The sequence below is a fragment of the Pusillimonas sp. DMV24BSW_D genome, assembly GCF_011388195.1.
Classification (GTDB): Bacteria; Pseudomonadota; Gammaproteobacteria; order Burkholderiales; family Burkholderiaceae_B; genus Neopusillimonas; species Neopusillimonas aestuarii.
The window spans coordinates 2,314,988-2,341,225 of sequence record NZ_CP049990.1; the positions used below are offsets into that span (position 1 = coordinate 2,314,988).

General features: G+C 52.9%; 25 protein-coding genes. 20 read left to right on the forward strand and 5 right to left on the reverse strand.

What is annotated here, in order from left to right:
* Positions 1 to 12: 12 nt before the first annotated feature.
* The 10 genes from rseP to G9Q38_RS11310 all read left to right on the forward strand — a co-directional run bounded on the left by rseP (position 13) and on the right by G9Q38_RS11310 (position 10,283).
* On the forward strand, positions 13 to 1,347 hold the full coding sequence (gene rseP, locus G9Q38_RS11265) for an RIP metalloprotease RseP (protein ID WP_166131003.1): 1,335 nt from the start codon (positions 13 to 15) through the stop codon (positions 1,345 to 1,347).
* A gap of 53 nt (positions 1,348 to 1,400) precedes the next feature.
* A complete protein-coding gene (gene bamA, locus G9Q38_RS11270; RefSeq protein WP_166131006.1) occupies positions 1,401 to 3,737 on the forward strand; it encodes an outer membrane protein assembly factor BamA in 2,337 nt (778 codons plus the stop codon).
* 62 nt (positions 3,738 to 3,799) lie between these two features.
* On the forward strand, positions 3,800 to 4,357 hold the full coding sequence (locus G9Q38_RS11275; RefSeq protein WP_114421711.1) for an OmpH/Skp family outer membrane protein: 558 nt from the start codon (positions 3,800 to 3,802) through the stop codon (positions 4,355 to 4,357).
* Positions 4,358 to 4,363: 6 nt separating this feature from the next.
* A complete protein-coding gene (gene lpxD / locus G9Q38_RS11280; protein WP_119442664.1) occupies positions 4,364 to 5,452 on the forward strand; it encodes a UDP-3-O-(3-hydroxymyristoyl)glucosamine N-acyltransferase in 1,089 nt (362 codons plus the stop codon).
* A gap of 44 nt (positions 5,453 to 5,496) precedes the next feature.
* Positions 5,497 to 5,952 carry a 3-hydroxyacyl-ACP dehydratase FabZ gene (gene fabZ, locus G9Q38_RS11285; RefSeq protein WP_114421713.1) on the forward strand — a complete coding sequence of 152 codons (456 nt, stop codon included), beginning with the start codon at positions 5,497 to 5,499 and terminating at the stop codon, positions 5,950 to 5,952.
* Positions 5,949 to 6,743 (forward strand): acyl-ACP--UDP-N-acetylglucosamine O-acyltransferase, encoded by a 795-nt coding sequence (gene lpxA / locus G9Q38_RS11290; RefSeq protein WP_166131009.1) that lies wholly within the window; start codon positions 5,949 to 5,951, stop codon positions 6,741 to 6,743. The genes fabZ and lpxA overlap by 4 nt, the downstream gene beginning before the upstream one ends.
* Positions 6,740 to 7,930: a lipid-A-disaccharide synthase gene (lpxB, locus tag G9Q38_RS11295; RefSeq protein ID WP_166131011.1), complete on the forward strand. Its 1,191-nt coding sequence runs from the start codon at positions 6,740 to 6,742 to the stop codon at positions 7,928 to 7,930. The genes lpxA and lpxB overlap by 4 nt, the downstream gene beginning before the upstream one ends.
* A complete protein-coding gene (gene rnhB, locus G9Q38_RS11300; RefSeq protein ID WP_199532539.1) occupies positions 7,908 to 8,528 on the forward strand; it encodes a ribonuclease HII in 621 nt (206 codons plus the stop codon). Before lpxB ends, rnhB begins: the two co-directional genes overlap by 23 nt.
* Positions 8,528 to 9,307, forward strand: coding sequence for a TrmH family RNA methyltransferase (locus tag G9Q38_RS11305; protein ID WP_114421716.1), 780 nt, complete (start codon positions 8,528 to 8,530; stop codon positions 9,305 to 9,307). Before rnhB ends, G9Q38_RS11305 begins: the two co-directional genes overlap by 1 nt.
* A gap of 1 nt (position 9,308) precedes the next feature.
* Positions 9,309 to 10,283, forward strand: a complete 975-nt coding sequence (locus tag G9Q38_RS11310) for a calcium/sodium antiporter (protein WP_166131014.1) — start codon at positions 9,309 to 9,311, stop codon at positions 10,281 to 10,283.
* Positions 10,284 to 10,305: 22 nt separating this feature from the next.
* On the opposite strand, the gene ppsR is transcribed toward G9Q38_RS11310, so the two are convergent.
* Positions 10,306 to 11,139 (reverse strand): posphoenolpyruvate synthetase regulatory kinase/phosphorylase PpsR, encoded by an 834-nt coding sequence (gene ppsR, locus G9Q38_RS11315; protein WP_114421718.1) that lies wholly within the window; start codon positions 11,137 to 11,139, stop codon positions 10,306 to 10,308.
* A 161-nt stretch (positions 11,140 to 11,300) separates the two neighbouring features.
* Here ppsR and ppsA point away from each other — a divergent pair, with 161 nt between their 5' ends.
* The gene (gene ppsA, locus G9Q38_RS11320) at positions 11,301 to 13,667 is read left to right on the forward strand and encodes a phosphoenolpyruvate synthase (RefSeq protein ID WP_119515611.1); all 2,367 of its coding nucleotides are present in this window, start codon (positions 11,301 to 11,303) and stop codon (positions 13,665 to 13,667) included.
* A gap of 42 nt (positions 13,668 to 13,709) precedes the next feature.
* Here the strand turns inward: ppsA and G9Q38_RS11325 are convergent, their stop codons facing one another.
* On the reverse strand, positions 13,710 to 14,342 hold the full coding sequence (locus tag G9Q38_RS11325) for a TetR/AcrR family transcriptional regulator (protein WP_114421720.1): 633 nt from the start codon (positions 14,340 to 14,342) through the stop codon (positions 13,710 to 13,712).
* 66 nt (positions 14,343 to 14,408) lie between these two features.
* On the opposite strand from G9Q38_RS11325, the gene G9Q38_RS11330 reads away from it, so the two are divergent.
* The 3 genes from G9Q38_RS11330 to G9Q38_RS11340 are packed head-to-tail and all read left to right on the forward strand — an operon-like array spanning position 14,409 to position 16,503.
* Complete coding sequence (locus G9Q38_RS11330) at positions 14,409 to 15,095, forward strand: methylated-DNA--[protein]-cysteine S-methyltransferase (RefSeq protein ID WP_228276119.1); 687 nt, start codon at positions 14,409 to 14,411, stop codon at positions 15,093 to 15,095.
* Positions 15,096 to 15,139: 44 nt separating this feature from the next.
* On the forward strand, positions 15,140 to 15,559 hold the full coding sequence (locus G9Q38_RS11335) for an NfeD family protein (protein WP_166131017.1): 420 nt from the start codon (positions 15,140 to 15,142) through the stop codon (positions 15,557 to 15,559).
* Between the two features lie 5 nt (positions 15,560 to 15,564).
* Positions 15,565 to 16,503, forward strand: a complete 939-nt coding sequence (locus G9Q38_RS11340; protein ID WP_119442672.1) for an SPFH domain-containing protein — start codon at positions 15,565 to 15,567, stop codon at positions 16,501 to 16,503.
* A 2-nt stretch (positions 16,504 to 16,505) separates the two neighbouring features.
* Here G9Q38_RS11340 and G9Q38_RS11345 read toward each other — a convergent pair whose 3' ends face one another.
* The 3 genes from G9Q38_RS11345 to G9Q38_RS11355 form a co-directional block, all read right to left on the reverse strand.
* Positions 16,506 to 17,291, reverse strand: a complete 786-nt coding sequence (locus G9Q38_RS11345; protein ID WP_166131019.1) for an ABC transporter ATP-binding protein — start codon at positions 17,289 to 17,291, stop codon at positions 16,506 to 16,508.
* Between the two features lie 8 nt (positions 17,292 to 17,299).
* Complete coding sequence (locus tag G9Q38_RS11350) at positions 17,300 to 18,967, reverse strand: ABC transporter permease (protein WP_166132387.1); 1,668 nt, start codon at positions 18,965 to 18,967, stop codon at positions 17,300 to 17,302.
* Positions 18,968 to 19,043: 76 nt separating this feature from the next.
* The gene (locus G9Q38_RS11355; RefSeq protein ID WP_166131021.1) at positions 19,044 to 20,075 is read right to left on the reverse strand and encodes a Fe(3+) ABC transporter substrate-binding protein; all 1,032 of its coding nucleotides are present in this window, start codon (positions 20,073 to 20,075) and stop codon (positions 19,044 to 19,046) included.
* Positions 20,076 to 20,491: 416 nt separating this feature from the next.
* On the opposite strand from G9Q38_RS11355, the gene G9Q38_RS11360 reads away from it, so the two are divergent.
* From G9Q38_RS11360 to G9Q38_RS11385, 6 genes are all read left to right on the forward strand, one after another.
* Entirely contained in the window at positions 20,492 to 21,268 is a 777-nt protein-coding gene (locus G9Q38_RS11360) for a ferredoxin--NADP reductase (RefSeq protein ID WP_114421725.1), read from the forward strand.
* Between the two features lie 94 nt (positions 21,269 to 21,362).
* Positions 21,363 to 21,749: a Rid family detoxifying hydrolase gene (locus G9Q38_RS11365; protein ID WP_114421727.1), complete on the forward strand. Its 387-nt coding sequence runs from the start codon at positions 21,363 to 21,365 to the stop codon at positions 21,747 to 21,749.
* A gap of 38 nt (positions 21,750 to 21,787) precedes the next feature.
* Complete coding sequence (gene recG, locus G9Q38_RS11370) at positions 21,788 to 23,830, forward strand: ATP-dependent DNA helicase RecG (protein ID WP_228276120.1); 2,043 nt, start codon at positions 21,788 to 21,790, stop codon at positions 23,828 to 23,830.
* A gap of 20 nt (positions 23,831 to 23,850) precedes the next feature.
* Positions 23,851 to 24,792 carry a LysR substrate-binding domain-containing protein gene (locus G9Q38_RS11375; protein ID WP_114421729.1) on the forward strand — a complete coding sequence of 314 codons (942 nt, stop codon included), beginning with the start codon at positions 23,851 to 23,853 and terminating at the stop codon, positions 24,790 to 24,792.
* 44 nt (positions 24,793 to 24,836) lie between these two features.
* Positions 24,837 to 25,676 carry a pyrroline-5-carboxylate reductase gene (gene proC, locus G9Q38_RS11380; RefSeq protein ID WP_166131024.1) on the forward strand — a complete coding sequence of 280 codons (840 nt, stop codon included), beginning with the start codon at positions 24,837 to 24,839 and terminating at the stop codon, positions 25,674 to 25,676.
* Complete coding sequence (locus G9Q38_RS11385) at positions 25,673 to 26,227, forward strand: VUT family protein (RefSeq protein WP_228276121.1); 555 nt, start codon at positions 25,673 to 25,675, stop codon at positions 26,225 to 26,227. Before proC ends, G9Q38_RS11385 begins: the two co-directional genes overlap by 4 nt.
* Positions 26,228 to 26,238 lie beyond the last annotated feature (11 nt).

Sequence of the window (26,238 nt, forward strand, 5' to 3'; positions counted from 1 at the left end):
TATTGGGTATTTATGATTTTCACTTTGTTGGCGTTTGCCGTTGCGCTTGGCCTGCTGATTACTTTTCATGAGTTAGGGCATTATTGGGTCGCGCGCTGGTGCAACGTCAAGGTTTTGCGTTTTTCCGTCGGCTTTGGCCGGGTGTTGTTACGCAGAACGGACCGCAACGGCACCGAGTGGGCGCTGTCGGCCATTCCGCTGGGCGGCTACGTAAAAATGCAAGATGAGCCCGAGGTGGGGGCAAACGCACAAGAACAATCTCAGGCGTTTAACCGCAAGCCTGTTAGCCGGCGATTTGCCATTGTTGCTGCGGGGCCGGTTGCGAATCTTTTGCTCGCGGCCTTGCTTTATGCCGGTTTAAGTTGGGTGGGAACACAAGAGCCGGCCCCTATTATCGGGGCGCCCGCTGCGCAAACTCAAGCTGCTCAGGCGGGCTTCCAGGCCGGCGATCGTTTACTTGAAGTCAACGGCACCCCTGTCGAGTCCTGGGGTCAGGCCCGTTGGGCCTTACTTGATGTGTTAACCAGCGGCGGATCCGCCGAAATTCGAGTACAGGGTGAGCACGGCGGCACGGCAACGAGAACATTGCAGGTTGCAGCCTCGAATATGGGTGTTGACGAAGCCGATCCGCTGGCACTGGCTGGGTTGGCACTGGCGTCGCCGCGTGCCAGGGTTGGCGAGGTGATCGAGAGCGGGGCGGCGGAGGCAGCCGGTTTTCAAGCGGGCGACATCATTCTGGGCGTGGATAACCAACCCGTCAGTGACGCCAATGCCTTTGTTACCGCCATTCAGGCTCAGCCTGGTGAGCGTGTGCCGGTTACCGTTCTGCGGCAGGGAGCGCAAATTACATTAAATGTGACGCCTCAGGCGGAACAGGGCCCGGACGGGAAAACAATCGGACGTATCGGTGTCATGCTGACCGCCGACTTCCCCATGGTGACGGTGCGTTACGGCTTGCTGGGCAGTATTACGCACGGCGTTGAGCGCACATTTGAAACCGCATGGTATTCGCTGAAGATGATGGGGCGCATGCTTACCGGTGAAGTTTCAGTCAAGAATATCAGCGGGCCTGTCACCATTGCCGATTATGCCGGGCAAACCGCACGTATCGGTGTTGCGGCCTATATCAGCTTTCTGGCACTCATTAGTGTTAGTATCGGCATTTTGAACTTGCTGCCTATCCCTATGTTGGACGGGGGGCATTTGATGTACTATTTGCTGGAAATGGCAAGGGGCAAGCCTGTACCGGATGCCTGGCTCGAAACAGGGCAGCGCATAGGTTTGGGTTTGCTGGTGGCGTTAATGAGTCTGGCTTTTTTCAATGACTTCACGCGCCTTTTCAGTTAACCCTGTTGTACTTTACAATCCACCACCATTTGATCACCTGAGGACTCGCCAGGATGTCGTTTCGTCGTAAGTTTTCGCTCGCTCGCCGCATTATGCCTTTGGTATTCACGGCGTTGCTGGTACCCGGTCTGGCCAATGCATTTGATCCATTTGTTGTTCAGGATATTCGTGTAGAAGGCGTACAGCGCGTTGACCCCGGCACCATTTTTACTTATTTGCCGGTCAAGGTGGGCGAACAATTTACGCAGGAGCAAGCAGCCGAGGCAATCCAGCGTTTGTATGCCACCGGATTTTTCAGCGACGTGACCATCGATACGCAGAATGATGTGTTGGTGGTTCAGGTGAAAGAGCGCCCCACTATTGCGTCGGTTACGTTTAATGGCATGCGTGCTTTTGATACGGAAGTGTTGAACAGCGCGCTGGCGGGTGTGGGTTTCGGCCCTGGCCGGGTGTTCGACAAGGCATTGCTTGAGCAAGCCGAATTTCAGCTCAAGCAGCAGTATTTGTCGGAAGGTAAATACGGCGTGGAAATTACGCCTATTATTACGCCGCTGCCCCGCAACCGTGTGGGTATCAGTTTCGATATTTTTGAGGGCGACGTCGCCACGATCAGTCGTATCAATTTTGTCGGTAATAAGGTCTTTTCGTCGAGTGATCTGCGCGATGAAATGGAGTTGACCACCTCCGGCCTCATGACCTGGTACACAGGCACCGATAAATACTCCAGGGAAAAACTGGAAGGCGATCTCGAAACCATCCGTTCCTTTTATCTGGATCGCGGCTATCTTGAGTTCAGCATGGAGCCGCCGCAGGTCACGATTTCGCCCGATCGGGAAAGCATTTACATCACCATTACCATCAACGAGGGCGAACCCTACAAAGTGCGCAGTGTGAAGCTGGCGGGCGACTTGCTCGGCCTGGACGCACAAATGCAGGAGATGGTTCAGGTAAAAGAAGGCGAAACCTTTTCGGCTGCGAATGCCAATGCCACCGTTGAAGCCATTACCGATTATCTGGGCGGGCTGGGGTACGCATTCGCCAATGTGAACCCTAACCCGGTGCTCGATCGCGAAAACAAAGAAGCGGATTTAACGTTTTATGTTGATCCCGGCCGTCGCGTTTATGTGCGTCGCATTCAAATTGGCGGTAACACACGTACACGCGACGTCGTCGTACGCCGTGAGATGCTTCAGGAAGAAGCTGCCTGGTATGACGCAAACAGTATCAAGGAATCGCGTGATCGCATTGATCGTCTGGGATACTTCAATGAACTGAATGTCGAGACGGCACCGGTGCCGGGTTCACCCGACCAGGTTGACATCAATGTTGACGTTAAAGAAAAGCCCACCGGCCTGATCAATCTGGGCGTGGGTTATGGTTCAACCGAGAAAGTGATTTTGTCGTTCGGTATCAGTCAGGACAATATTTTCGGTAGCGGCAATAGTTTGTCGTTAGACGTCAACACCAGTAAAACCAACCGTACACTGGTTGTTGCCCACACCGACCCTTACTGGACCAAAGACGGCATCAGCAAAACCACGTCGCTCTACTATCGCCGTACGAGGCCATACGACACGCGTGACGGCAACCAGGGTGATTACCGTGTTACCGCCTATGGCGGCGGTCTTAACTTCGGCGTTCCTATTTCCAAGTACGATCGGGTGTTCGCCGGTTTCACATACGAGCACAATAAACTCGAGCTTTACGATCCGCCACAGGCCTATACCGACTTCGTCAACGAATATGGTGAGTCGACCAACGCGCTTATTTTCAACGTAGGTTGGTCAAAGGATACGCGTGACAGCGCCATCGCTCCACGCCGGGGTAGCTTCACCCGTTTGGCAGCCGACTTCTCCACAGGCGATCTGCGCTACTACATGCTGAAAGCGCAACAACAGTACTATTTGCCTCTGGGCCGCAATTTTACGCTTGCATTGAATGCGTCAGCTGACTGGGGCCATACCTATGGCGACAAAACCTTCCCGGTTATCAAGAACATGTATGCCGGTGGTTTGGGGTCCGTGCGTGGTTATGAGGGGGCCTCGCTGGGGCCACGTGACCCGCGTACAGGTGATTACCTGGGCGGTTCGCGCCGCTTCGTCGGCAACGTGCAACTTTACCTGCCGTTCCCGGGCGCCTCTCGCGATCGCACTTTGCGCTGGTTTATCTTTGCCGATGCGGGGCAGGTTTCAACAACAGGAAGTTCACCGTGCTACACCGGTATTGGCGGCAACGTGCAAGACCCATGCGGTTGGCGCTATTCCGCAGGTGTCGGCTTCTCTTGGGAATCACCCATGGGGCCATTGGAAATTTCCTGGGGTAAAGCACTTAACTCGAAACCGGGTGACGATCTGCAGGCATTCCAGTTCCAGATTGGCACCGGTTTTTAATGAAACCTAATTAATGGCACAATAGCTCTTTATTTTCGGCTAATTCGCAAGGTAGATTGTTCATGAAGTCTAAATCTGTATCGACCCTCATTTCCGTCGTTAATCGTTTGGCACGTGCACATCGTGCAATCGCCGTGGCGGCGGTTTTAGGTGCTGTAACACTGGTTTCCGTGCCTTCCGTTCAGGCTCAGGGAACAAAAATCGGTTTTGTCAGCACAGAGCGCATCCTGCGCGACTCCAAACCTGCTAAAGCAGCCCAGGCCAAAATCGAGTCGGAATTCAAAGCACGCGACCAGGAGCTGCAAAACCTGGCAAACCGCTTGCGTAATATGGCCCAGGAGTTCGACAAAGACGCTCCGGTCATGTCTGAGTCCGATCGTATTCGTCGTCAGCGTGAACTGGCTGATCTCGATTCCGACCTGCAGCGCAAGCGTCGTGAATTTCAGGAAGACTTCAATCGTCGTCGCAACGAGGAATTTTCGAATATTGTTGAGCAGGCTGACAAAGCCATTCAGCAGATTGCAGAGAGCCAGGGCTACGATTTGATTATTCAAGACGCCGTTACCGTTAGCCCCCGTGTTGATCTTACCGACCAGGTTCTTCAAGCGTTGGGTGGCTAAAATTTCATGCCGGTGTTGCTCGCGCCTGAACAGGCGCCTTCTTTAACTAATCTGCTGGCCAACGTTAATACGGCAGGGTTGAATACATTTATTGCAGATAACTCACAGCCGGATCCCATTATCCAGGGAATCGGCTCTTTGCAACAGGCGGGGCCCAACGAGATTAGTTTCCTGTCGAATCCTCGTTTGAAGGCAGAGCTCGATCGCTGTAAAGCTGCTGTGGTTATTGTCCCGCCAGAAGTATTTGAAGCGCTGAAAGATCGAGACCTTTCGTATCGGCTGGTTAAGTGCGATCAGCCCTATCTTTTATATGCGTTGCTGGCACAGTGGTTTGATCGCCATCGAATTAGCCGGCTCCCGTCGGGAGTTCACCCCACTGCGGTTATTCATAGCAGTGCACAGCTTGAATCAAACGTCCATATTGGGCCGCATTGTGTTGTTGAAGCGGATGCCCGTATCGGCTCCGGTTCGCGTCTCGGCCCAGGGTGTGTAGTAGGGGAAAAGAGTGTTTTAGGGCACGATTGCCTGCTGCACGCCCGCGTGACCATTTATCACGGTGTTCAAATCGGTAGCCGGGCTATTTTGCATAGCGGCTCGGTGATTGGGGCAGATGGCTTTGGTTTTGCGCCTGACCCATCCAGCCAGGGTGCCTGGGCCAAAATTGCCCAATTGGGTGGTGTACATATTGGTGACGATGTGGAAATTGGTGCCAATACCACGGTTGATCGCGGCGCGCTCGACGATACGGTTATTGGTAACGGCGTAAAGCTGGATAACCAAATCATGATTGCACACAATGTGCATATTGGTGACCACACCGCCATGGCGGCGTGTGTCGGTGTGGCGGGGTCAACTGTGATCGGCAAACGTTGTACCATCGGCGGGGCGGCGATGTTGTCCGGCCATATCACGTTGGGCGACGATGTACACGTTTCGGGTGGTACGGCTATCACGTCAAATGTTGCTCAGCCGGGGCGTTACACCGGGGTTTATCCATTTGCCGAGCACGTTCAGTGGCAAAAAAATGCAGCCGTTATTTCCCAGCTTTCGCAGTTGCGACGCCGGGTCCGGGCCTGCGAAAAAAATCAGGATTGAATCGTTTGTATTAGGTATGGCGCGCAAAGCGCTTAGGAATAATTATGGAACTGGACATCAAGCAAATAATGGCGCGCCTGCCGCATCGGTATCCGATGCTGCTGGTTGACCGCGTACTGGAAATGGTGCCGGGTAAAAGTATCGTTGCGATCAAGAATGTTTCAATGAACGAGCCATTCTTCGAAGGTCATTTTCCCCATCACCCAGTGATGCCGGGCGTGCTGATTATCGAAGCGATGGCCCAGGCTTCTGCACTTTTTTCCTTCGAGGGAGACGAAACCGTTAATCCGGGTGACAAACAAATTGCTTACTATTTGGTGGGGGTCGACGGCGCGCGTTTTCGGCGTCCTGTTGTGCCGGGCGACCAGTTACGTTTGGAAGTCACCGCCGATCGCATTAGTCGCACTATGTGCAAATATACGGGTCGGGCTACGGTTGACGGTCAGGAGGTGGCGGAAGCTAAACTCATGTGCGCAATTCGCGTTCTGGAAGACGCATGACGAACTCGATTCACCCAACGGCACTGGTGGCTCCCGAGGCCCAATTGGCCGATGGTGTCAGTGTTGGGCCTTATAGCATTATTGGTCCAAACGTGAGTATTGATGAAGGCACGCAAGTGGGCCCGCATTGCATTATTGACGGCCATACAACGATTGGGCGTAATAATACTTTTTACCGCTTTTGTTCAATAGGCGGTATGCCGCAAGACAAAAAATACCAGGGTGAACCCACACGCCTGGAAATCGGCGACGGCAACATGGTGCGCGAATATGTAACCATTAATACCGGTACAGTGCAAGATGTAGGTGTTACCCGCGTTGGGCACGATAACTGGATCATGGCGTATGTACACATTGCGCACGATTGCCAGGTGGCTAATCAAACTATTCTGGCTAACAACGTGCAATTGGCAGGACATATCCACATTGGAGATTGGGCCATTATCGGCGGTTCCAGTGCGGTGCATCAGTTTGTACGTATCGGTGCGCACAGCATGGTTGGCGGCACCAGTTCCATTCGCCAAGATATTCCTCCCTACGTGATGGGCGCCGGCGATCCTTTCCGCCCTGTGGGCATTAACTCCGAAGGCCTTAAGCGGCGCGGTTACGAGTCGGACACAGTGTCCGCACTGAAAGAGGCGTACAAATGCCTGTATCGGCGTCAATTGAATGTCGAGCAGGCGCTTGACGCAATTCGCAACTTACAAGCTGAGCGTAGCGGAGCGCATGACGCATTGCAGGTGCTTATCGATTTTCTAACCGCCGACGGGCGCGGTATCGCTCGCTTATGACAACGCGTATCGGGCTGGTTGCCGGGGAGCCTTCGGGTGACCTGTTGGCGGCGCGAATGATGGCGGGTCTCACGGAACACATTGAGCAAGGGCAGTTTGAAGGTATTGGTGGACCGGCCATGCGGGCGCAAGGCCTGAGCCAGTGGTATCCCATGGATGCACTGTCGGTCTTTGGCTACGTTGATGCCTTGAAACGGCTGCCTGGTTTGCTCCACACATACTCCCGCGTACGTTCGCGCTGGTTAAAAAACAAACCCGATGTGTTTGTTGGTATCGATGCACCGGATTTCAACCTGCGGCTGGAAAAAACGTTGAAGCAAGCCGGCGTACCTACTGTGCATTTTGTCGGTCCGTCGATTTGGGCCTGGCGCTATAGCCGCATTCACACCATACGCGAATCTGTTTCGCACATGCTGGTTCTGTTTCCGTTCGAAACTGAGTTATATGAACGGGAAGGTATCCCGGTGACATTTGTTGGGCATCCATTGGCCGACCTGATTCCCGTACAACCTGATCGTCGAGCCGCCCAGGCGCGGTTGGGCCTGGATCCTAATCGGAAAGTATTAGCTGTTTTACCGGGAAGCCGGGCATCGGAAGTGCGACTGCTTTCCGCACGGTTCCTGCAAGCGGTGCAGTTATTACAAAAACAATCCCCCGATTTGCAAATTGTTGTTCCTATGGTGAATCAACAACGGCGGCGGGAATTCGAAGCCATTGCGCAAGAGAATGCGATTGAGCATTTGTTGATTATCGATCAGTCTTTACAGGAGGGACGTCCGGTGGCATGGGAAGCAATGGAGGCCGCCGATGCGGTTCTGGTTGCCAGCGGCACTGCCACATTGGAAACGGCACTCTTCAAACGACCTATGGTCATTTCATATGTGTTGTCACCCATGATGCGACGTCTAATGGCCTGGAAGTCTGGCCAGGAAAAGCCCTATGTGCCGTGGGTAGGTTTGCCTAACGTTCTGTTGCAGGACTTTGTTGTGCCGGAGTTATTGCAAGACGATGCCACCCCTGTAAAGTTGGCTGAGGCTTGTTGGAATGCCTTGTCGGATGAAACCTATGTTGCCGACGTTGAAAAAAAGTTTGAACAATTACATCAAAGCCTGAAGTGCGACACGCCGAAACGGGCCGCAAACGCTATTTTAAAAGTCTTGAATCGTGAAGCAGACACAACTGTTTGAGTCTCTTTCCAGGTCTGAGTATGTTGCGGGTGTTGATGAAGCCGGCAGGGGGCCTTTGGCCGGCCCGGTTTTCGCGGCAGCGGTCGTGCTTGACCCCGATCGTCCCCTTTTGGGGCTGGCCGACTCCAAAAAACTGTCGCCGGCCCAGCGCGATGTGCTGGCGGATCGGATTCGTCATTCGGCCCTGGCCTGGTGTGTTGCCAGCGCATCGGTAGAGGAAATTGATGAGCTGAATATCCTGCAGGCCACCATGTTGGCAATGCGCCGAGCGTGCGACGGCCTGACGCTTGCCGTATCGGCGTATCTTATCGACGGTAATCGGATACCACATGGTTTAAACGGCCCGGCCGAAGCCATTGTTAAAGGTGACAGTAAAGTGCCCGCCATCTCCGCCGCATCGATCTTGGCGAAAACGGCGCGTGATGCAGTATGTGAAGCGTTACATGAACAGTATCCCGTTTATGATTTTGCACGTCATAAGGGCTACGGTACCGTATTGCATCGACAGCGGCTGGCCGAGTTTGGGCCGTGCCCGGCACACCGTAAAAGCTTCAGTCCTGTGCGAGACGCCCTTTTGCTACACAAAGGTGTGACGTAATGAAGCAAATCGAGTCGCGAGACAATGCATTATTCAAAAGCTTTGTTCGGGTTGCAAATGGCAAAAGCCGCAACCAGGCGTGGTTGGAAGGCGTGCACTTGTGTCAAGCCTGGTTGCAGCACGGGGCAACGCCGCCGCAATTTGCCGTTTTCGACGCAAGCCGTGTCGACCAAAGTGTTGAAATACAAGCACTGTATCGGGCGGTACCCGACCAATCGAAGGTTTTGCTTGCTTCCGGCCTGATGAAAAAACTGGACCAGGTAGAGGAGGGGCAGGGCGTAGGTTTTATCGTCGCGCCTCCTGCTGCCGTTATTCCCGAGCATATTAAAGAAACGGTTCTGTGGCTCGATCGTGTTCAGGACCCTGGAAATATGGGGACCCTTTTCCGTACTGCAGCGGCGGCAGGGGTTGGGTCGGTTTATTGTTCGACGGGCTGCGCAGCAGCCTGGTCGCCTAAAGTGCTGCGTAGTGCGCAGGGGGCGCACTTTTCCCTTGCCATTCACGAAAATTGTGATTTGCAAGCGTTGTTCGACAGGCTGGAAGTTCCACTTGCGGCTATGACGCTGCAGGGAAGTGTCTCTTTATATCAGGCTAAGCTTCCTCACCACATAGCCTGGTTGGCCGGTAATGAAGGGCAAGGCATTTTGCCTGCGCTTGAAGCGATTGCTCAATTGAAAGTTTATATTCCTCAAGCAAGCAATATTGAATCATTGAACGTCGCGGCCGCGACGGCAATTTGCTTGTTTGAGCACCGTCGTCGATTTTTATCTGGAGAATAATATGATTTTGGCTGCGCTCGCGATACTGGGTGGTTTCGCGTTAATGATCTGGAGTGCCGATCGTTTTATTGACGGCGCCGCAGCCACCGCCAAGCATGCGGGTATGCCGTCATTGCTGATTGGAATGGTCATTGTCGGGTTCGGCACCTCGGCCCCGGAAATGGTGGTGTCGGCGATGGCCGCCATCGACGGCAACCCAGATTTAGCGCTGGGTAACGCGCTGGGCTCGAATATCGTGAATACCGGCCTTATCCTGGGGGTTACCGCGCTGGTTGCTCCGATTGCCGTACATTCGAAAATCGTGGGCAAAGAGTTGCCGATTCTATTGCTGATCGGGTTGTTCTGCGGAGCGCTGTTCTGGAACGGTGAGCTTAGCCGTTTAGAGGCGTTTATTTTATTGGCCGGTTTTTTTGGGCTGATCGGCTGGACTATTTTCGCGGCAATCAAAGGACGGGGTGATGCGCTGGAGGTGGAAACCGAACAAGAGTTAACGGCGCATCCCATGCCACTCGGGCGCGCGATTATGTGGTTGTGTATAGGCCTGGTTTTGCTGATTGTCAGTTCGCGCATCCTGGTATGGGGCGCGGTGACGATTGCTCAGTCACTGGGCGTCAGTGATCTCATCATCGGCTTGACAATTGTGGCTTTGGGAACGTCATTGCCCGAGCTGGCCGCCTCGGTCATTGCTGCCCGTAAGGGAGAACACGACATCGCCATTGGCAACGTGGTGGGGTCCAATATGTTCAATCTGCTTGCGGTAGTGGGTATTGCCGGTGTTATTTCGCCCATGCCGCAACTGTCTCCCGATGTCTTAACACGCGACTGGCCGGTGATGATGGTCATGACGATCGGCCTGTTCGTTATGGCATATGGTTTTCGGGGTGAAGGCAGGCTTAACCGAATTGAAGGCGTGATATTACTGGCGTCGTATATTGCCTACAACATTTGGTTGTTGAACAGTGTCATGGCGGGCTAACGTCCGCCATGATGCGGGGCATTTAATATTTGTGCCCGTCCAACCCCACTTCCTGCAGTACCTTGGTTGAGATTTCCTCGATCGACCGGGTGGTAGTGGATAAAAACGGGATGCCTTCCATGCGCATGAGCCGCTCGGCTTCGGCAACTTCATATCGGCATTGCGCCAACGAAGCGTATTTGCTGTCGGGCCGGCGCTCATTGCGCACCTCCGAGAGGCGTTCGGGTTGAATTGACAAACCGAATAACTTTGCACGAAACGGCGCCAGTGTAGAGGGCAGGCTACCACGCTCGAAGTCTTCGGGAATCAGCGGAAAGTTTGCCGCTTTAATGGCATATTGCATGGCCAAATAAAGGCTGGTTGGCGTTTTGCCGCAGCGTGAAACGCCAACCAGAATCACATCGGCTTTTGCCAGGTCGTGGATGAATTGGCCGTCGTCGTGTGAAAGGCTGAAATTTATGGCTTCGATCCGGTCGCGGTACTGCTTGGTGCTGCCGCCGGCATGAGAACGCCCCACCGAATGGCTCGATTTCATCCCCAGTGCTTCTTCCAGTGGTTTCACAAAAGTGCCGAAAAGATCAAGAAATGTTGCATTTGCACCACGTAAAATTTCGGCCATTTCCGGATCGACCAAGGTGCTGAAAACCAGGGGGGCATCCCCTGTTTCAACTGCATTGCGGTTAATCCGCTCAACTGACTCTATTAGTTTTTCCCGGCTATCTATAAAGGGTAGGCGAATGGTCCGGAAAGAAACCTGTTCAAATTGCGACAGCACAGAATGGCTGAATGTTTCGGCAGTAATGCCGGTGCCATCGGAAACAATAAAAACGGTGCGTTCGCGGGTAGAGGAAGTCATTGATTGAATCAGCCCATATTGAAGGTGGAACGGGTACAATTGCGTGTTGCCTTTACACCGAAAGATGGCGAGGCTCGTTTGCTTAGTGCACAGATTTATAGCACAAGCCTGCCTGCGCAATAAGCAAACAAGCTTTCTTTTATCGCATTAAAGGTGACTTTATGTCTTATGTTGTATCTTTCGAGCAGCTCCGCATGTCGGATGTTGACTCGGTAGGAGGAAAAAACGCCTCACTGGGCGAGATGATCAGCCAGTTATCAGAAGCAGGGGTTCGCGTTCCGGGTGGGTTTGCCACCACGGCAGACGCTTTTCGCGGCTTTTTGAAACAAACCGGTCTCGACCAGCGTATTGTGCAGCGCCTTGAAACGCTTGATTCCGACGATGTCCGGGAGTTGGCGTCGGCCGGGGCGGAAATCCGTCAGTGGATTGTTGAAACGCCTTTCCCGGCTGAACTGGAGCAGGCCATTCGCGAGGCATTTGCCAAGCTCGATGCCGACGGCAAGGGTTCGTTCGCGGTACGTTCATCGGCAACAGCCGAAGACTTGCCCGACGCTTCATTCGCAGGTCAGCAGGAAACGTTTCTGAACGTAGTAGGCATCGACGACGTACTCGACAAAGTCCGTCACGTATTTGCTTCGTTGTACAACGATCGTGCTATTTCCTATCGTGTTCACAAAGGTTATGCGCACGCCGACGTGGCCTTGTCCGCCGGTATTCAGCGCATGGTGCGCTCCGATCTTGGCAGTGCAGGTGTTATGTTTACGCTCGACACTGAATCGGGCTTTGATGACGTGGTGTTCATCACTTCATCTTACGGCTTGGGCGAAACCGTGGTCCAGGGTGCGGTGAATCCCGACGAATTTTACGTGTTCAAGCCTACGCTGGCGATTGGAAATTACCCCATTATCAGTCGTCGCATCGGCTCCAAGCTCCTGAAAATGGAATTTGACGCTGAACGTGCCTCGGGTTCCTCTGTACGCACAGTTGACGTCCCTGTGTCCGAACGCAATCGTTATTCGTTAACCGACGACGAGGTCATTGAGCTGGCGCGCTATGCTGTAATCATCGAGAGACACTATCAGCGTCCCATGGACATCGAGTGGGGTCGCGACGGCGTCGACGGAAAAATCTACATTTTGCAAGCCCGGCCGGAAACCGTTAAGTCGCAACAGTCGGGGCACGACGTTCAGGAGCGTTACCGTTTGAAAGCAACGGGTGACGTTCTAATTACCGGGCGTGCAATCGGCCAGAAAATTGGTTCCGGTAAAGTTCGTATCGTCGGCGATATTTCTGAAATGGATCAGGTTCGCGCCGGCGATATTCTGGTTACCGACATGACCGACCCGAACTGGGAGCCCGTGATGAAACTGGCTTCCGCCATCGTAACCAACCGTGGCGGCCGTACTTGTCATGCCGCCATTATTGCTCGCGAGCTTGGTATCCCTGCAGTGGTGGGTTGCGGTAACGCAACCGATGTGCTCACCAGTGGCAAAGAGGTGACGGTATCGTGCGCGGAAGGCGACGAAGGTCGTATTTATGATGGCCTGATCGAAACAGAAATCGAGCAGGTTCAGTGGGGTGAAATGCCGGAAATCGGCGTGAAGATCATGATGAATGTGGGTAATCCACAATTGGCGTTCGATTTTTCCCAAATTCCGAATGCCGGTGTCGGCCTGGCGCGTCTTGAGTTCATCATCAACAACAACATCAACGTTCATCCGAAAGCCGTGCTCGATTATCCCAATGTCGACAGCGATTTGAAGAAAGCGGTGGAGTCGGCGGCACGTGGCTATGCCAGCCCGCGTGCTTTCTTCGTTGAAAAGCTCGCCGAAGGCGTGGCCACAATCGGTGCGGCGTTTTACCCCAAGCCCGTTATTGTTCGCTTGTCCGACTTCAAATCGAACGAATATCGCAAACTGGTGGGTGGGTCTCGTTACGAACCTGAAGAAGAAAACCCCATGTTGGGTTTCCGTGGTGCGTCCCGGTATCTGGCCGAAGATTTCGAAGAATGCTTCCGTATGGAATGTGAGGCGCTGCGTAAGGTTCGTGATGAAATGGGCCTGACCAACGTTGAAATTATGGTGCCGTTCGTGCGGACGGTAAAGCAGGCTGAAAAAGTCATTGCCTTGTTGGCCAGCCACGGCTTGGAGCGCGGCAAGAATGACTTACGTGTCGTCATGATGTGCGAGGTGCCTTCCAACGCTATTTTGGCGGATCAGTTCCTTGAGCACTTTGATGGATTCTCCATTGGTTCGAATGACATGACACAGCTCACTTTGGGCCTTGATCGTGACTCGGGCATGGAGTTATTGGCAGCCGACTTCGATGAGAGAGACGATGCCGTTAAGTTCATGTTGGCACGTGCAATTCAAGCGTGTTTGAAAGCGAACAAGTATGTCGGTATCTGTGGCCAAGGGCCCAGCGATCATCCGGATCTGGCTGAATGGTTGCGAGATCAAGGCATTTTGTCGATGTCGTTGAATCCTGATACGGTGGTTGATACTTGGCAGCGTCTGGCGGCAAAATAAGTCGTTTCAGTCAGTGCCTGATGCCCGGCCCGCACACATGTTTTAAACCAGGTGAGCGGGTTCCGGGCATTTTTCTGAATTGTTGCCATGTGCCCGTAGGAACAAATCAACTAAAAGGGTGGCTTTGGCATTCATTTGTTCACGACTCAAAGTTGGCCCGGCCCCTAGCAGGTGGGCCATTAAGTCGCATTCGCACAAGGTACGAAAATGCATGGCCATCACATCGGGGTCGTCTTTTCGCAAATATCCGGCTTGTGCCTGTTGCCTCATGAACTGAGCAACCCGTTGCCATACAACCTCGGTTCCCAAATCAAAAAAACGGCGTCCTATGGTGGATTTGCCACTTACGGAAATGGCAACCCGTAACACTTGCTGGGTTTCCTCCGTTGCCAATACCTGCATGAGCGAATAAGCGAAGCGCGTGAGTTGCGCACGTACGTCGCCATTCGATCCGATAAGTGCAATAATATTCTCACCGTGTTCGCGGGCAGACGCATGCATGGCTTCAAGCAATAGTTCTTCTTTCGAAGAAAAATAGTTGTATAGCGTTGCTTTTGAGCCACCTACGCGAGCTGCAATCTGCGACATGGACGCGGCTTCAAACCCAACTTCGCGAAACACGGCAAGCGCAGTTTGAAGTATGGCGTTGCGTTTGGCTTCACTTTTTCTTCTCATTATTCACCCCGCATGAAAATGGCCGATAAATGCGATTTTAACCATACTGTACGGTAATTCTCCGTTATGCAAGCAGAAACCTTATTTCATCGAGAAATAGAAACGCCATTAGGGTCGGCTGTTTTAGCCGCCGACACAGCCGGCTTGGCCGGTTTCTATTTTTCCGACCAACGTGATTGTCCAATCGCGCTGGATCGGCATCGCACGCAAAGAATCAGCAACCCGCAGGCCGGGGAGCATGAAGGCACAATGCTGCGGCGCTATAGGGTTTTTACACGTTCCGCTAATACCGGCAAGGCACTGCGTCATCCTTTGTATACCAAAGTGAATTGGCAACGCGGGGTGGCTGCCGAAGACGCGAACAGGGCGCAGAGCGCAAACGAATCCGTACCCGATTCGGTCTTATCGTATTTCGAACAAACAATGAAAGAGCTCGACGCTTATTTTCGTGGGCGATTAACGTATTTTTCCGTGCCGCTTTCCCTTAAGGGTACGCATTTCCAGGTGAAAGTCTGGGAAACCCTGGCAAAGTTACCCGAAGATCAGCTTATTTCTTATGGTGAGTTGGGGCGTACCGCCGGGGTGTCGCCTGGGGCGTATCGGGCGGTTGGTGTGGCTGTAGGTCGTAATCCCGTCTCTATTATTGTGCCGTGTCATCGGGTTGTGGCCGCAGACGCACGGCTTACCGGCTACGGTGGTGGCCTGGAACGTAAGGTGGCGCTGCTTGAACACGAAGGTTTTCAGTTACGCTAACAACGTCCGCCCGGCGTTCGGGTGTTTATGATTAAGGCACTCTTATGTGGTTCTGGTTTGGTATAGCGGCTTTGGCCCTAATTGGAGAGGTTCTAAGCGGCACTTTTTATCTATTGTTGATTGCCGTTGGGTTTGCCGCTGCCGGGGTTGCCGCCGCTACGGGCACCGGGCTTGCAGCGCAAATTGCGGTTGTTGCCGTCATTACCGGTTTGGGCTTAATCGTGCTGCGTAAAACCCGATTTTTAAAGAAACGTGAAATAAATGCCGCCCGTAATCGCGATGTTGTTTTAGATATCGGCCAAACCATTATGGTTACGACGTGGTCGGAAGGCAATCGCACCAAGATTCGCTACCGGGGTGCGAGCTGGGATGCGCGTTTGGCCGAAGGGGCAGCGACCAAGCCAGGCCCGCACAAAATTGTAGAAATGGATGGCACGGTGCTGATCCTGGAACCTGAAGAGTAACTGTCATGACATTCCTAGATTCTGATTTTTCGCTGTTCGTATCGATTATCGGTGCCGCATTAGCTTTTGTTATTGTCGTGAAATCAATCGCGATTGTGCCGCAGCAAAATGCTTGGGTGATCGAGCGTTTGGGTAAATACGATCGTACATTATCGCCGGGCGCGGGCTTTCTTATTCCCTTTATTGAACGCATTGCCTACAAGCACTTGCTGAAAGAGGTTCCGCTTGATGTGCCCAGCCAGGTTTGCATTACCAAAGACAATACCCAACTGCAGGTCGACGGGGTGATTTATTTTCAGGTCACTGATCCAATGCGGGCCTCTTATGGTTCATCAAATTATATTTTTGCCATTACCCAGCTTGCACAAACTACCTTGCGCTCAGTCATTGGCAAAATGGAGCTCGATCGCACTTTCGAAGAGCGGGAGTTAATTAACAGTACCGTGGTAGCGGCACTGGATGACGCTGCTTTGAATTGGGGCGTTAAGGTGCTTCGGTATGAAATCAAAGACCTCACGCCGCCCAATGAAATTCTGCGGGCCATGCAGGCGCAAATTACAGCAGAGCGCGAAAAAAGGGCATTGATTGCAGCTTCTGAAGGGCGCCGGCAAGAACAGATTAATATCGCAACAGGAGAGCGCGAGGCTTTCATCGCCCGTTCGGAGGGCGAAAAACAGGCACAGATCAACAAGGCGCAAGGTGAGGCACAGGCGGTACTGCTCGTTGCCGAAGCCACGGCAAAGGCTATTTCACATGTTGCGCAATCCATCAACCAGCCCGGGGGTATCGAAGCAGTGAATTTGAGCGTGGCGGAGCGCTACGTTGATGCATTTGCGAATTTGGCCAAAGAAAGCAACACTTTGATATTGCCGTCCAACCTATCTGACATCGGTGGGTTAATCGCTTCCGCAATGAAAGTTGTTGATAAAGCCGGAAGCAGCTAAGTTTAACTGCCTTCACCGCGCAAATAGGCTTGCGCCCGTTGCGCCATAAGCGCTTCGCGACGCACGAAGTCGGCAACGAAAGTGCTAACCGGGTTATGGTGCAGGCCGTAGGGTGAATCCCATTGCACGATATTCCCTTTTTCCATAACACCGATACGATCGGCAATGGCAAACGCTTCCGCCTGATTATGCGTCACCAGCAGGGCGGTATGACCGGTTGCCTGAAGAATGTCGCGCACCTCGAAAGCCAGCCGCTCCCGAGTGTCGACATCCAGATTCGAGAAGGGTTCGTCGAGCAAAAGGAGTTCGGGTTCGGGGGCCAGCGCACGGGCCAATGCAACACGCTGTTGCTGCCCACCTGACAATTCATGTGGAAAACGGCTTGCTATGTCGGTTAGTCCAACCAGCTCAAGCATCTCCATCACGCGATCACGACGCTCGTGACGATTTTTGTGTTGCAGGCCGAAGCCAACATTTTTCTCAATATTCAGATGCGGGAACAAGGCGTAGTCTTGAAACATCATGCCGACATTGCGATGCTGCGGTTCAACCTGATAACCGGGTTCCGATAACAGCGTCTCACCCAGGAAAATTTTTCCCGCGCGTAAGGGCTCAAACCCGGCTATCGAGCGCAAAACCGTCGTTTTCCCACAGCCCGATGCACCCAACAGGCACCCGATATAACCTTTTTGAAGCGTGAGTGATAGGTCGTCGACAACCGGCAGTAACCCTTCGGGTGTGTCGTAGGCCAGTGAAATGTGATCCAGCTTTAAATGATCTTCAGGCATAGCGTGGTTTAGTGTCCGGATTGCAATTGCTTTCGGGCCAATACAATAACCGGCAGCAACCCTGCCAGTACGATGGCCAGTGCAGCGACGGCGCCTTCTTCGTATGTCCCGCGTGCGGCCTCGGCGTAAAGCCAGGTGGCCAGCGTTTCGAAATTGACAGGCCGTAATAATAACGTGGCCGGCAATTCTTTCATGGTGTCGACGAAAACCAATAAGGCAGCCGCGCCCAGGGCGGGGCGCAATAAAGGTAAATGAACTCTTTTCAATGTTCCCGTTGCCGACTCACCCAGCAAACGCGAGGCCTGCTCTAGTGAGGGAGGAATGCGTGCCAAACCCGATTCGATTCCCCCCACGGAAATGGCGAGAAAACGGATGACATAAGCACAGACCAATGCGGTGGTCGACCCCATAAGGATAAGCCCCGGACTGCTGTCGGAAAACACTTCCACGAGCCAACCAATGGCATTGTCGAAATAAATGAGAGGGGTGAGCAGGCCAATGGCCAGCACCGTGCCGGGTAGGGCATAGCCGATTGTGGAAATACGGGCTAACGCATGATAAGTGCCGGACCATGACGAGGCGCGCGCGCCTCGCGCGGCCCAGGTAACCACCAAGCCGCAAAAAACCACCACCAAGGTGGCGATGAGTGCGATTCGCAGTGTGTTGAAGCCACTCAGTAAAAGCTGTTCCGAGACACCCCCCTTGATTTGCAAATGCTTGATGGTTTCATTCAGCAAGTAAAGCGCCGGCGCAATAAAGCCCACTACGATGGGAATCCAGCCTAATATGACCGCCACGAGTGCGGCCATGCCTTTAAGCTGCTTGGGTTGGACGGGACGCATGCGTTGGGTGTTGGCATAACGCTGCCTTTTGCGCCCCTGACGCTCAAGTAAAATCAACCCCACCACAATCGCTAACATGGCCAGTGCGATTTGTGCTGCACCGGCCAAATCGGTTCGCGTAACCCAGGTGGTGTAAACCGAAACGGTTAGAGTATGTACACCTAAAAACTCAGACGCTCCAATATCATTCAGCGTTTCCAATAGGGCAAGACTGACCCCCACGGCAATAGCCGGACGCGCCAGGGGCAGGGCAACGCGAAGGAATACACCCCTACCGGATAAGCCCAGAATACGCCCGGCCTCCAGCAAACTGGCCGCCTGTGTTGAAAACATGACGCGCGTACTTAGATAAACATAGGGGTAAAGGACAAAGCCCAGTAAGAGAATGGCGCCGGGGAGCCCACGGATATCGGGCAGATGAAATTCACGTGCACTGGAATAGCCCAGAATGCTGCGGATGAGTTCCTGAACTGGACCAATAGGATGAAGGAGATCGAGATAGGCAAACGCAACAATATAAGTGGGGACAGCCAGCGGTAATAAAAGGGCCCACGATAAGATGCGCTGCGAAGGAAAGCTAAAAGCCGTAACCAACCAGGCTGCACCAGTGCCTAAACAGGTTACAAGCACACCCACGCCCAGCAACAATAAAACGGTATTTTGAAACGCGGTGGGGATAACGTAATTAAGCAGGTGCACCCAGTGCTCAAGCGAGCCGCCGGCGGCTAAACCGCCCAACGTTAAAACCGGCGTAATAACGCATATTGCAATGAATAATGCGCCCAGCCGCCAGCCGGCATCGGATCCAAATTGGAGAGGGCGGGGTAGCGGCAAACGAGTCGGTTCCTGAAACGAAGCAGGCTGCACACCCTGCGGCTGTGCAGCCTTCACAGAAGGGTTGAACGAGTTGTTATTGATCGAACCCAACTTTGTCTACCAGCTTACTGGCTTCTTTACGATGCTTGGCAATTTCAACCAGCGGCAGCGGATCGACTTTAAGTGGCCCGAAACTCGCGACAACAGGATCAAGCTTAACACCGGCGCGAACCGGATACTCATAATTGGCTTGTGCATACATTTGCTGGGCTTTATCTGACACCAGATACTCCAGCAATGCCTGCGCGTTGTCTTTGTTAGGGGCATATTTTGCCACAGCTGCGCCGGAGATGTTTACATGGGTACCCTGGCTTTTTGTAGAGGCAAAAGTAGGACGAATGACTTTAATGGCCTGGCCCCATTTGTGGTTGTCGCTGCCGGGTTCGGCATTTTTCATTCGACCCACATAATAAGCGTTTGCGATGCCAATGTCGCAAATCCCGCCCAGAATATCGCGGGCAACATCGCGATCACCCCCTGCAGCTTTGCGCCCCAGGTTTGCTTTAACGCCTTCCAGCCACGTTTCTGTGGCCTCAACACCGTTGTGTGCAATCATGGCGGCGATGAGCGCTGTATTGTATGGGTGCTGACCTGAGCGGATGCACACCTTACCTTTCCATTTTGGGTCGGCAAAGTCTTCATACGTGAGGCTGTCGATGTTGAGTTCTTTTGCTACGTAGGCAACACGGTCGCGTAAGGAAAGGGCATACCAATGGTTGTCGGCGCCGCGCAAATTAGCGGGAATAACTTCGTTAAGTGTCTTGGACTCAACGGGTTGTGTGATGCCGCCCTGTACCAGGTCGATCAAGTTGCCGATATCAACCGTCATCAGCACATCGGCGGGGGATTTATCGCCTTCAGCCTTAACACGTTCAAGCAGGCCGTCTTTAACAAATACGGTGTTTACGTTGATACCGGTATCGGTTTTGAATTGTTCGATAATCGGCTGTATCAAGCCTGGTTCGCGCGTGGTGTACAGATTTACTTCGTTGGCCTGCGCAGACGCAGCGGTGAATAGTCCGGAAAGTGCGATTGCAGATAGCAGAGCACGGGAAAATAACTTCATGAAGAGACTCCGAAGCGGAAATAGGCGTTGTTACGAATTAATGATAAAGCCGCACGCAGTGCACTACTTGCACGGCTGGATGAAAACACTGTTGAGTTTGTAAATAACAATGATTCTCAAATAGAATAGCATAAATCAGGAATAAAGGGGTATGGTCTTGCCTTAATAAAGCGTAAGCACTCTATTATTGTCAGGTCAGGCAAATGGGAAATAAACCGTCAAACAATTTGAAAAGTTGTGGTCTAACAACTTATCTATTGAAATTACAGGATAAATTGGTAAAATTGTAGTAAGCCTGAAAATCAGATATGGGCAGGTATGGCAAACCTAAATGCAGCGTATTAATGCAATTATGCTGAAGGCTTGCTAATAAAACGGCATATATTATGCTCTAACCACCGAAGAAGACACTTATTATGGCAGCTTTCAATTCAGAAAAAGTTCTCAGTGTTCATCACTGGAACGAAACGCTTTTTTCCTTTACCACCACGCGCGACCCCGGCTTGCGTTTCCACAATGGACACTTCGTTATGCTGGGTCTGGAAGTGGAAGGCAAACCGCTGCTGCGTGCTTATAGCATCGCTAGTGCCAACTACGAAGAAAACCTCGAGTTTCTTAGCATTAAGGTGCCCGACGGTCCATTAACGTCGCGCTTGCAGCATTTGAAGGTGGGCGATGAAGTACTGGTTAGCAAAAAGCCGGTTGGCACGCTGGTTGTGGATGACCTGAATCCGGGCAAACATCTTTATCTGTTCGGTACAGGCACGGGCCTTGCTCCTTTCATGAGCATTATCAAAGATCCCGAAGTCTACGAGCGCTTCGACAAAATCGTCCTCATGCATGGCGTGCGCTTTGTTAGCGAGCTGGCCTATGCCGATTTCATCGAAAATGAGTTACCCAACAACGAATTCTTCGGTGACATGGTGCGCGAGAAGCTTATTTATTATCCGACGGTTACACGCGAAGAGTTCCAGAATAAAGGGCGTATTACCCATGCAATTGAAAGTGGTGATTTTGCCCGCAAAACCGGCTTGCCTGATCTGAACCCCGAAACCGATCGCGCCATGATCTGCGGTAGCCCTGCGATGCTGGAAGATATCAGCAATATGCTTGATACCCGTGGCTTTACCATTTCTCCGGGGGTCGGTGATCCTGGCGACTACGTTATTGAGCGCGCTTTCGTGGAAAAATAAGAGTTTTCATTGCTGCGGTGGGCTGTTAATTTTGTCTATAGAAAGATAAACTCTAATAGTATTTTCAACTCCAATACTTATGTAGAGACTTATCATGACAAAACAGGTTATTCACTCGAACGACGCCCCCGCTGCAGTAGGCCCTTATTCTCAAGCCATTGCGGCCGGCTCAGGGAAAACCGTCTATTTATCGGGTCAAATTGGGCTTGAACCTGGTACGGGCGAATTGGTGTCCGAAAATTTTGAGGGGCAGGTTCGCCAGTCATTTGCCAATCTAAAAGCAGTGATCGAAGCGGCGGGTGGCACGCTCGACAGTATTGTTCGATTGAATCTATATTTAACCGATCTTTCCAAGTTTGCCGGCGCCAACGCGATCATGGCCGACATCATTCCCGAGCCTTTCCCTGCCCGCAGCACAATTGGTGTTGCCAGTTTGCCCAAAGGGGCGCAGTTTGAGGTAGACGCCATTATCGTGGTTTAACATACCACTACAGGCTTGCCTGGTTGAAACGAAAAACGGTGGCAACAAGCACATTGTCGGCAACGGAACGTCGCCTTCAGCGTCTTGGGTTGCGAACGCCCCAAGATTGCGTCATTCACTTGCCCATCCGCTACGAAGATGAAACGCAACTGCATCGCATCGCATCGGCGCGCGTTGGGCAAACAGTACAACTGGAAGGCGAAATTTCCTATAACGAAGTACAGCTTCGGCCTCGTCGTCAGCTTGTTGCCTTATTGAAAGACGACACAGGCAGCATCTTCCTGCGTTGGTTGCACTTCTACCCCAACCAGCAAAAGCAGGTTTCGAAGGGGCAATTAGTCCGTGTTCGCGGCGAAATTCGCTCTGGTTTCAACGGATTGGAAATCGTGCATCCGCGCGTCAGCAGAGCAGGAGGGGCGCTTGCTTCCACATTCACTCCCGTGTATTCCACCACAGATGGGTTAACACAACCTGTTTTGCGGAAAATTATCGGTCAGGCACTTGAAAGCGCCGACCTTTCCGATACATTGCCGGACACAATTCGCTATCGTTTCAAGCTGATGCCGTTTGCTCAAGCAGTACGCACGCTTCACTACCCACCAACGCAAACTACGCTCTCCAGCCTTGAAGAACGTTCCCATCCTGCGTGGCAACGGATCAAGTTCGACGAGCTTCTGGCGCAACAGCTGTCTCTGGCTTCAGCGCGGGCATTGCGCCTGGAACAAACGGCAACCCCTCTGAACGCGAATCATGAACCGTTGTTTAGTGCCTTGCGTGAACGCCTGCCTTTCGCATTGACCCGCGCGCAAGAACGGGTCATCAACGAAATTAGTCAAGATCTGTCACGCGCGCATCCCATGCATCGTTTGTTGCAGGGCGATGTCGGCAGCGGGAAAACCATTGTGGCTGCGTTTGCTGCGCTTAAAGCAATTTCAAGTGGTGCCCAAGTGGCGGTGATGGCACCAACCGAATTATTGGCCGAACAGCACTATCACAAGCTGCAAGCCTGGATGACGCCTTTGGGTGTTCAGGTTCAATGGTTAAGCGGAAGCCAGAAAAGCAAAAGCAAACAACAAGTTCTAGGCTCCATTGCCAGCGGCGAAACGCAATTAGTCGTGGGCACCCAAGCGCTTATCCAGGCTTCGGTTGAGTTTCATTGTTTAGGGTTGGTGATTCTGGATGAGCAGCACCGTTTTGGCGTGGGGCAACGGTTGGCACTAGGGCAAAAAGGTGAGCAGCAGGTCTCTCATGCGCCGCTGCTGCCGCATCAGCTCAATATGAGCGCCACCCCGATTCCACGCACATTGGCCATGACACTGTTTGCCGATCTCGACGTTTCGGTGCTCGACGAGCTGCCGCCAGGGCGCCGGGCAGTTGTAACGAAGTTGGTTGCCGACAGTCGTCGGCAGGAGCTCATTGCGCATATCCATTCCGAGATACAGAAAGGGCGGCAAGTGTACTGGGTGTGCCCATTGGTTGAAGAAAGTGAGGCGCTGCAGTTGCAAACCGCTGTGGATACCCATGCTTATTTACAGCAAACGTTGCCGGATTTAAGTATCGGCCTAGTTCACGGTCGCCTGAAATCCGCCGAGAAAACCGAGGTAATGGAAGCGTTTCGCAGCGGTGAAATATCCTTGCTGGTCGCCACAACAGTGATCGAAGTCGGGGTCGATGTGCCGAATGCAACTTTAATGGTGATCGAACATGCCGAGCGATTCGGCTTGGCGCAGTTGCATCAGCTGCGCGGTCGCGTCGGCCGTGGTGCCGAGCAATCAGTTTGTGTTTTGCTTTATCAGCCGCCTTTGTCGGCTATTGCGCGTCAACGCTTACGTACGATGTACGAAACAACTGATGGTTTCGAGGTTGCCCGCCGTGACCTGGCGCTGAGGGGGCCGGGCGAGTTTCTTGGTTTAAGGCAGTCGGGCGTGCCGCTTTTGCGTTTTGCCGACATCGAAACGGATACCGCTCTTGTCGAACAAGCCCAGTCGCTTGCCACCGAACTATTGTCGAACGCACGCGACATTGCGCAGATGCATCTCGACCGATGGATGCAAGGCAAACATGTTTATTTACGCAGTTAATAACGGGATCAGGAGTTGCCATGACGCTGACTGAGCTGAAGTATATTGTCGCCGTTGCCCGTGAGCGCCATTTTGGCCGCGCGGCTGATGCCTGTTTTGTCAGCCAACCGACATTGTCCGTTGCGATTCGCAAACTCGAAGAGGAACTGGGCGTGACGCTGTTTGAGCGAGGCGGGAATGAAATTGCCGTTACACCTATTGGGTTGCGTGTGGTGGCTCAAGCCCAGAAGGTTTTGGAGGAGGCGGGTAATTTAAAGGAAATAGCACGGGAGGGGCATGATCCACTTGCCGGACCGTTGAGGGTGGGAATTATTTATACGATTGGGCCATACCTATTACCTCGTTTGGTTCCGGCTCAAATTGAAATCACGCCACAAATGCCGTTGATTCTTCAGGAAAACTTCACGACACGGCTCATTGAGTTGCTCCGACAGGGCGAGATTGACTGCGCGATCATGGCATTGCCGTTACCCGATGCGGGGCTGGAAGTGTATCCACTATACGATGAGCCTTTTGTGATTGCGGTACCGCGTCGACACCCTTGGGCCAAATGCAAAGAAATCAGCGCCTCGGAGCTTAAAGACGAAACCATGTTGCTACTGGGTGTTGGTCACTGCTTTCGTGATCAGGTACTGGAAGTGTGTCCCGAGCTTTCGCGCTTTTCAGCGTCCAGTGAAGGGATTCAGCGAACCTTCGAAGGCTCATCGTTGGAAACGATACGTCACATGGTTGCGGCAGGAATTGGTATTACCGTTTTGCCGGCCAGCGCGATTCCAGGGGCACCTAACGATTTATTGGCTTACATTCCGTTCAAGAAGCCTATCCCCAGCCGCCGAGTGGTCTTGGCGTGGCGTAAAAGCTTTCCCAGGCCTGCTGCCATTCAGGCGCTGATTCAAGCTATTGAGCAGTGCGATTTACCGGGTGTGAACCCAATGTCTTACAACCAGCCCGTGTTATCGTGATATCACTTGCCTATCCTTATCAATCTAGTTAAAAAATTATCGCTATGAGCACTCATCAGGAACTAAAACTTGCCTTCATTGGCGGCGGAAATATGGCATCGGCCCTGGGCGCCGGGCTGATCGGAAAACGGTGCGGCGCACAAGACGTCCACGTGGTTGATATTGATGAAAATGTACTAAAGCGCTGGGCAGAGCAGGGCGTAAGCACGGCCTCGCAAGCCGACGAAACGCTTGGCAACCATCGGGTCTGGGTATTCGCAGTGAAACCACAGGTTATGAAAGAAACCGTGGCAGCCTGCAAACCCTTTTTACGTGACGACACATTAGCGATCAGCATCGCCGCCGGCATCGATTCGGACACGTTCGCGCAATGGCTGGGTGAGCCGGGGCAACCCTGGACTCGTCTGGTTCGTTGTATGCCAAATACGCCGTCACTGGTGGGGGCTGGTATTTCGGGCTTATGTGCCGCAAAAGGCGTTTCCGAACAAGATCGCGCTTTGGCGCAGCAGCTGCTGCGGGCGGTTGGGGAGGTTGTCTGGGTCGACAACGATCAGCAAATTGATGCAGTGACGGCTTTATCTGGAAGCGGGCCTGCCTACGTATTCCTGTTTCTGGAGGCTTTGATACAAGGGGGCCGGCAGTTAGGTCTTTCCGAAGCCCAGGCCCGGCAATTGGCGTTGGCAACACTAAGCGGCGCAACAGAATTGGCCAGCTTGTCGCCGGAGCCTCCATCTGTGTTGCGTGAGCGTGTCACTTCCAAAGGGGGGACAACGGCCGAAGCCTTGCGTGTTTTCAACGAACGTGACTTTGTGGCCATTGTTCAGGAAGCGATGAAGGCATCGTATAATAGGGCCTCCGAGCTGTCTGTTGAACTTTCCAAATGAAATCAAATTCTTATCACGTGCCCATGACGGCGCGTCAAATTCTGCTGGCGGTCGCCGCCATGGCCATTGTAGTGGTGGGGTCGAACGTATTGGTTCAGTACCCCATCAATAAATGGCTGACATGGGGTGCCATTTCCTACCCCGTGGCGTTTCTGGTTGCCGACCTCATCAATCGGCGCTTCGGTGCCAAATCGGCCCGGCAGGTTGCCGTGGCAGGTTTCGTGGTGGCCATTGTATTTTCGGTATGGGTCGCCACGCCGCGTATTGCGTTGGCTTCCGGGGTTGCATTCTTATTCGCTCAACTGCTCGATATTTATGTATTCGATCGGTTGAGGCAACAGCAATGGTGGCGTGCGCCACTTATCGGCGGAGTGGCGGGAGCCACACTTGATACCATTTTGTTCTTTAGCATTGCATTCGCTGGAACCGGCATTAACTGGCCGGCTTTGTTAGTGGGCGACCTGGCGGTTAAGTTGGCCGTGAATTTGGCGTTGCTGGCACCTTTCCGGGCGTTAATGTGGAATATCGCGCGGCCCGCCAAATCGGCTTAACAGGGCAGGCC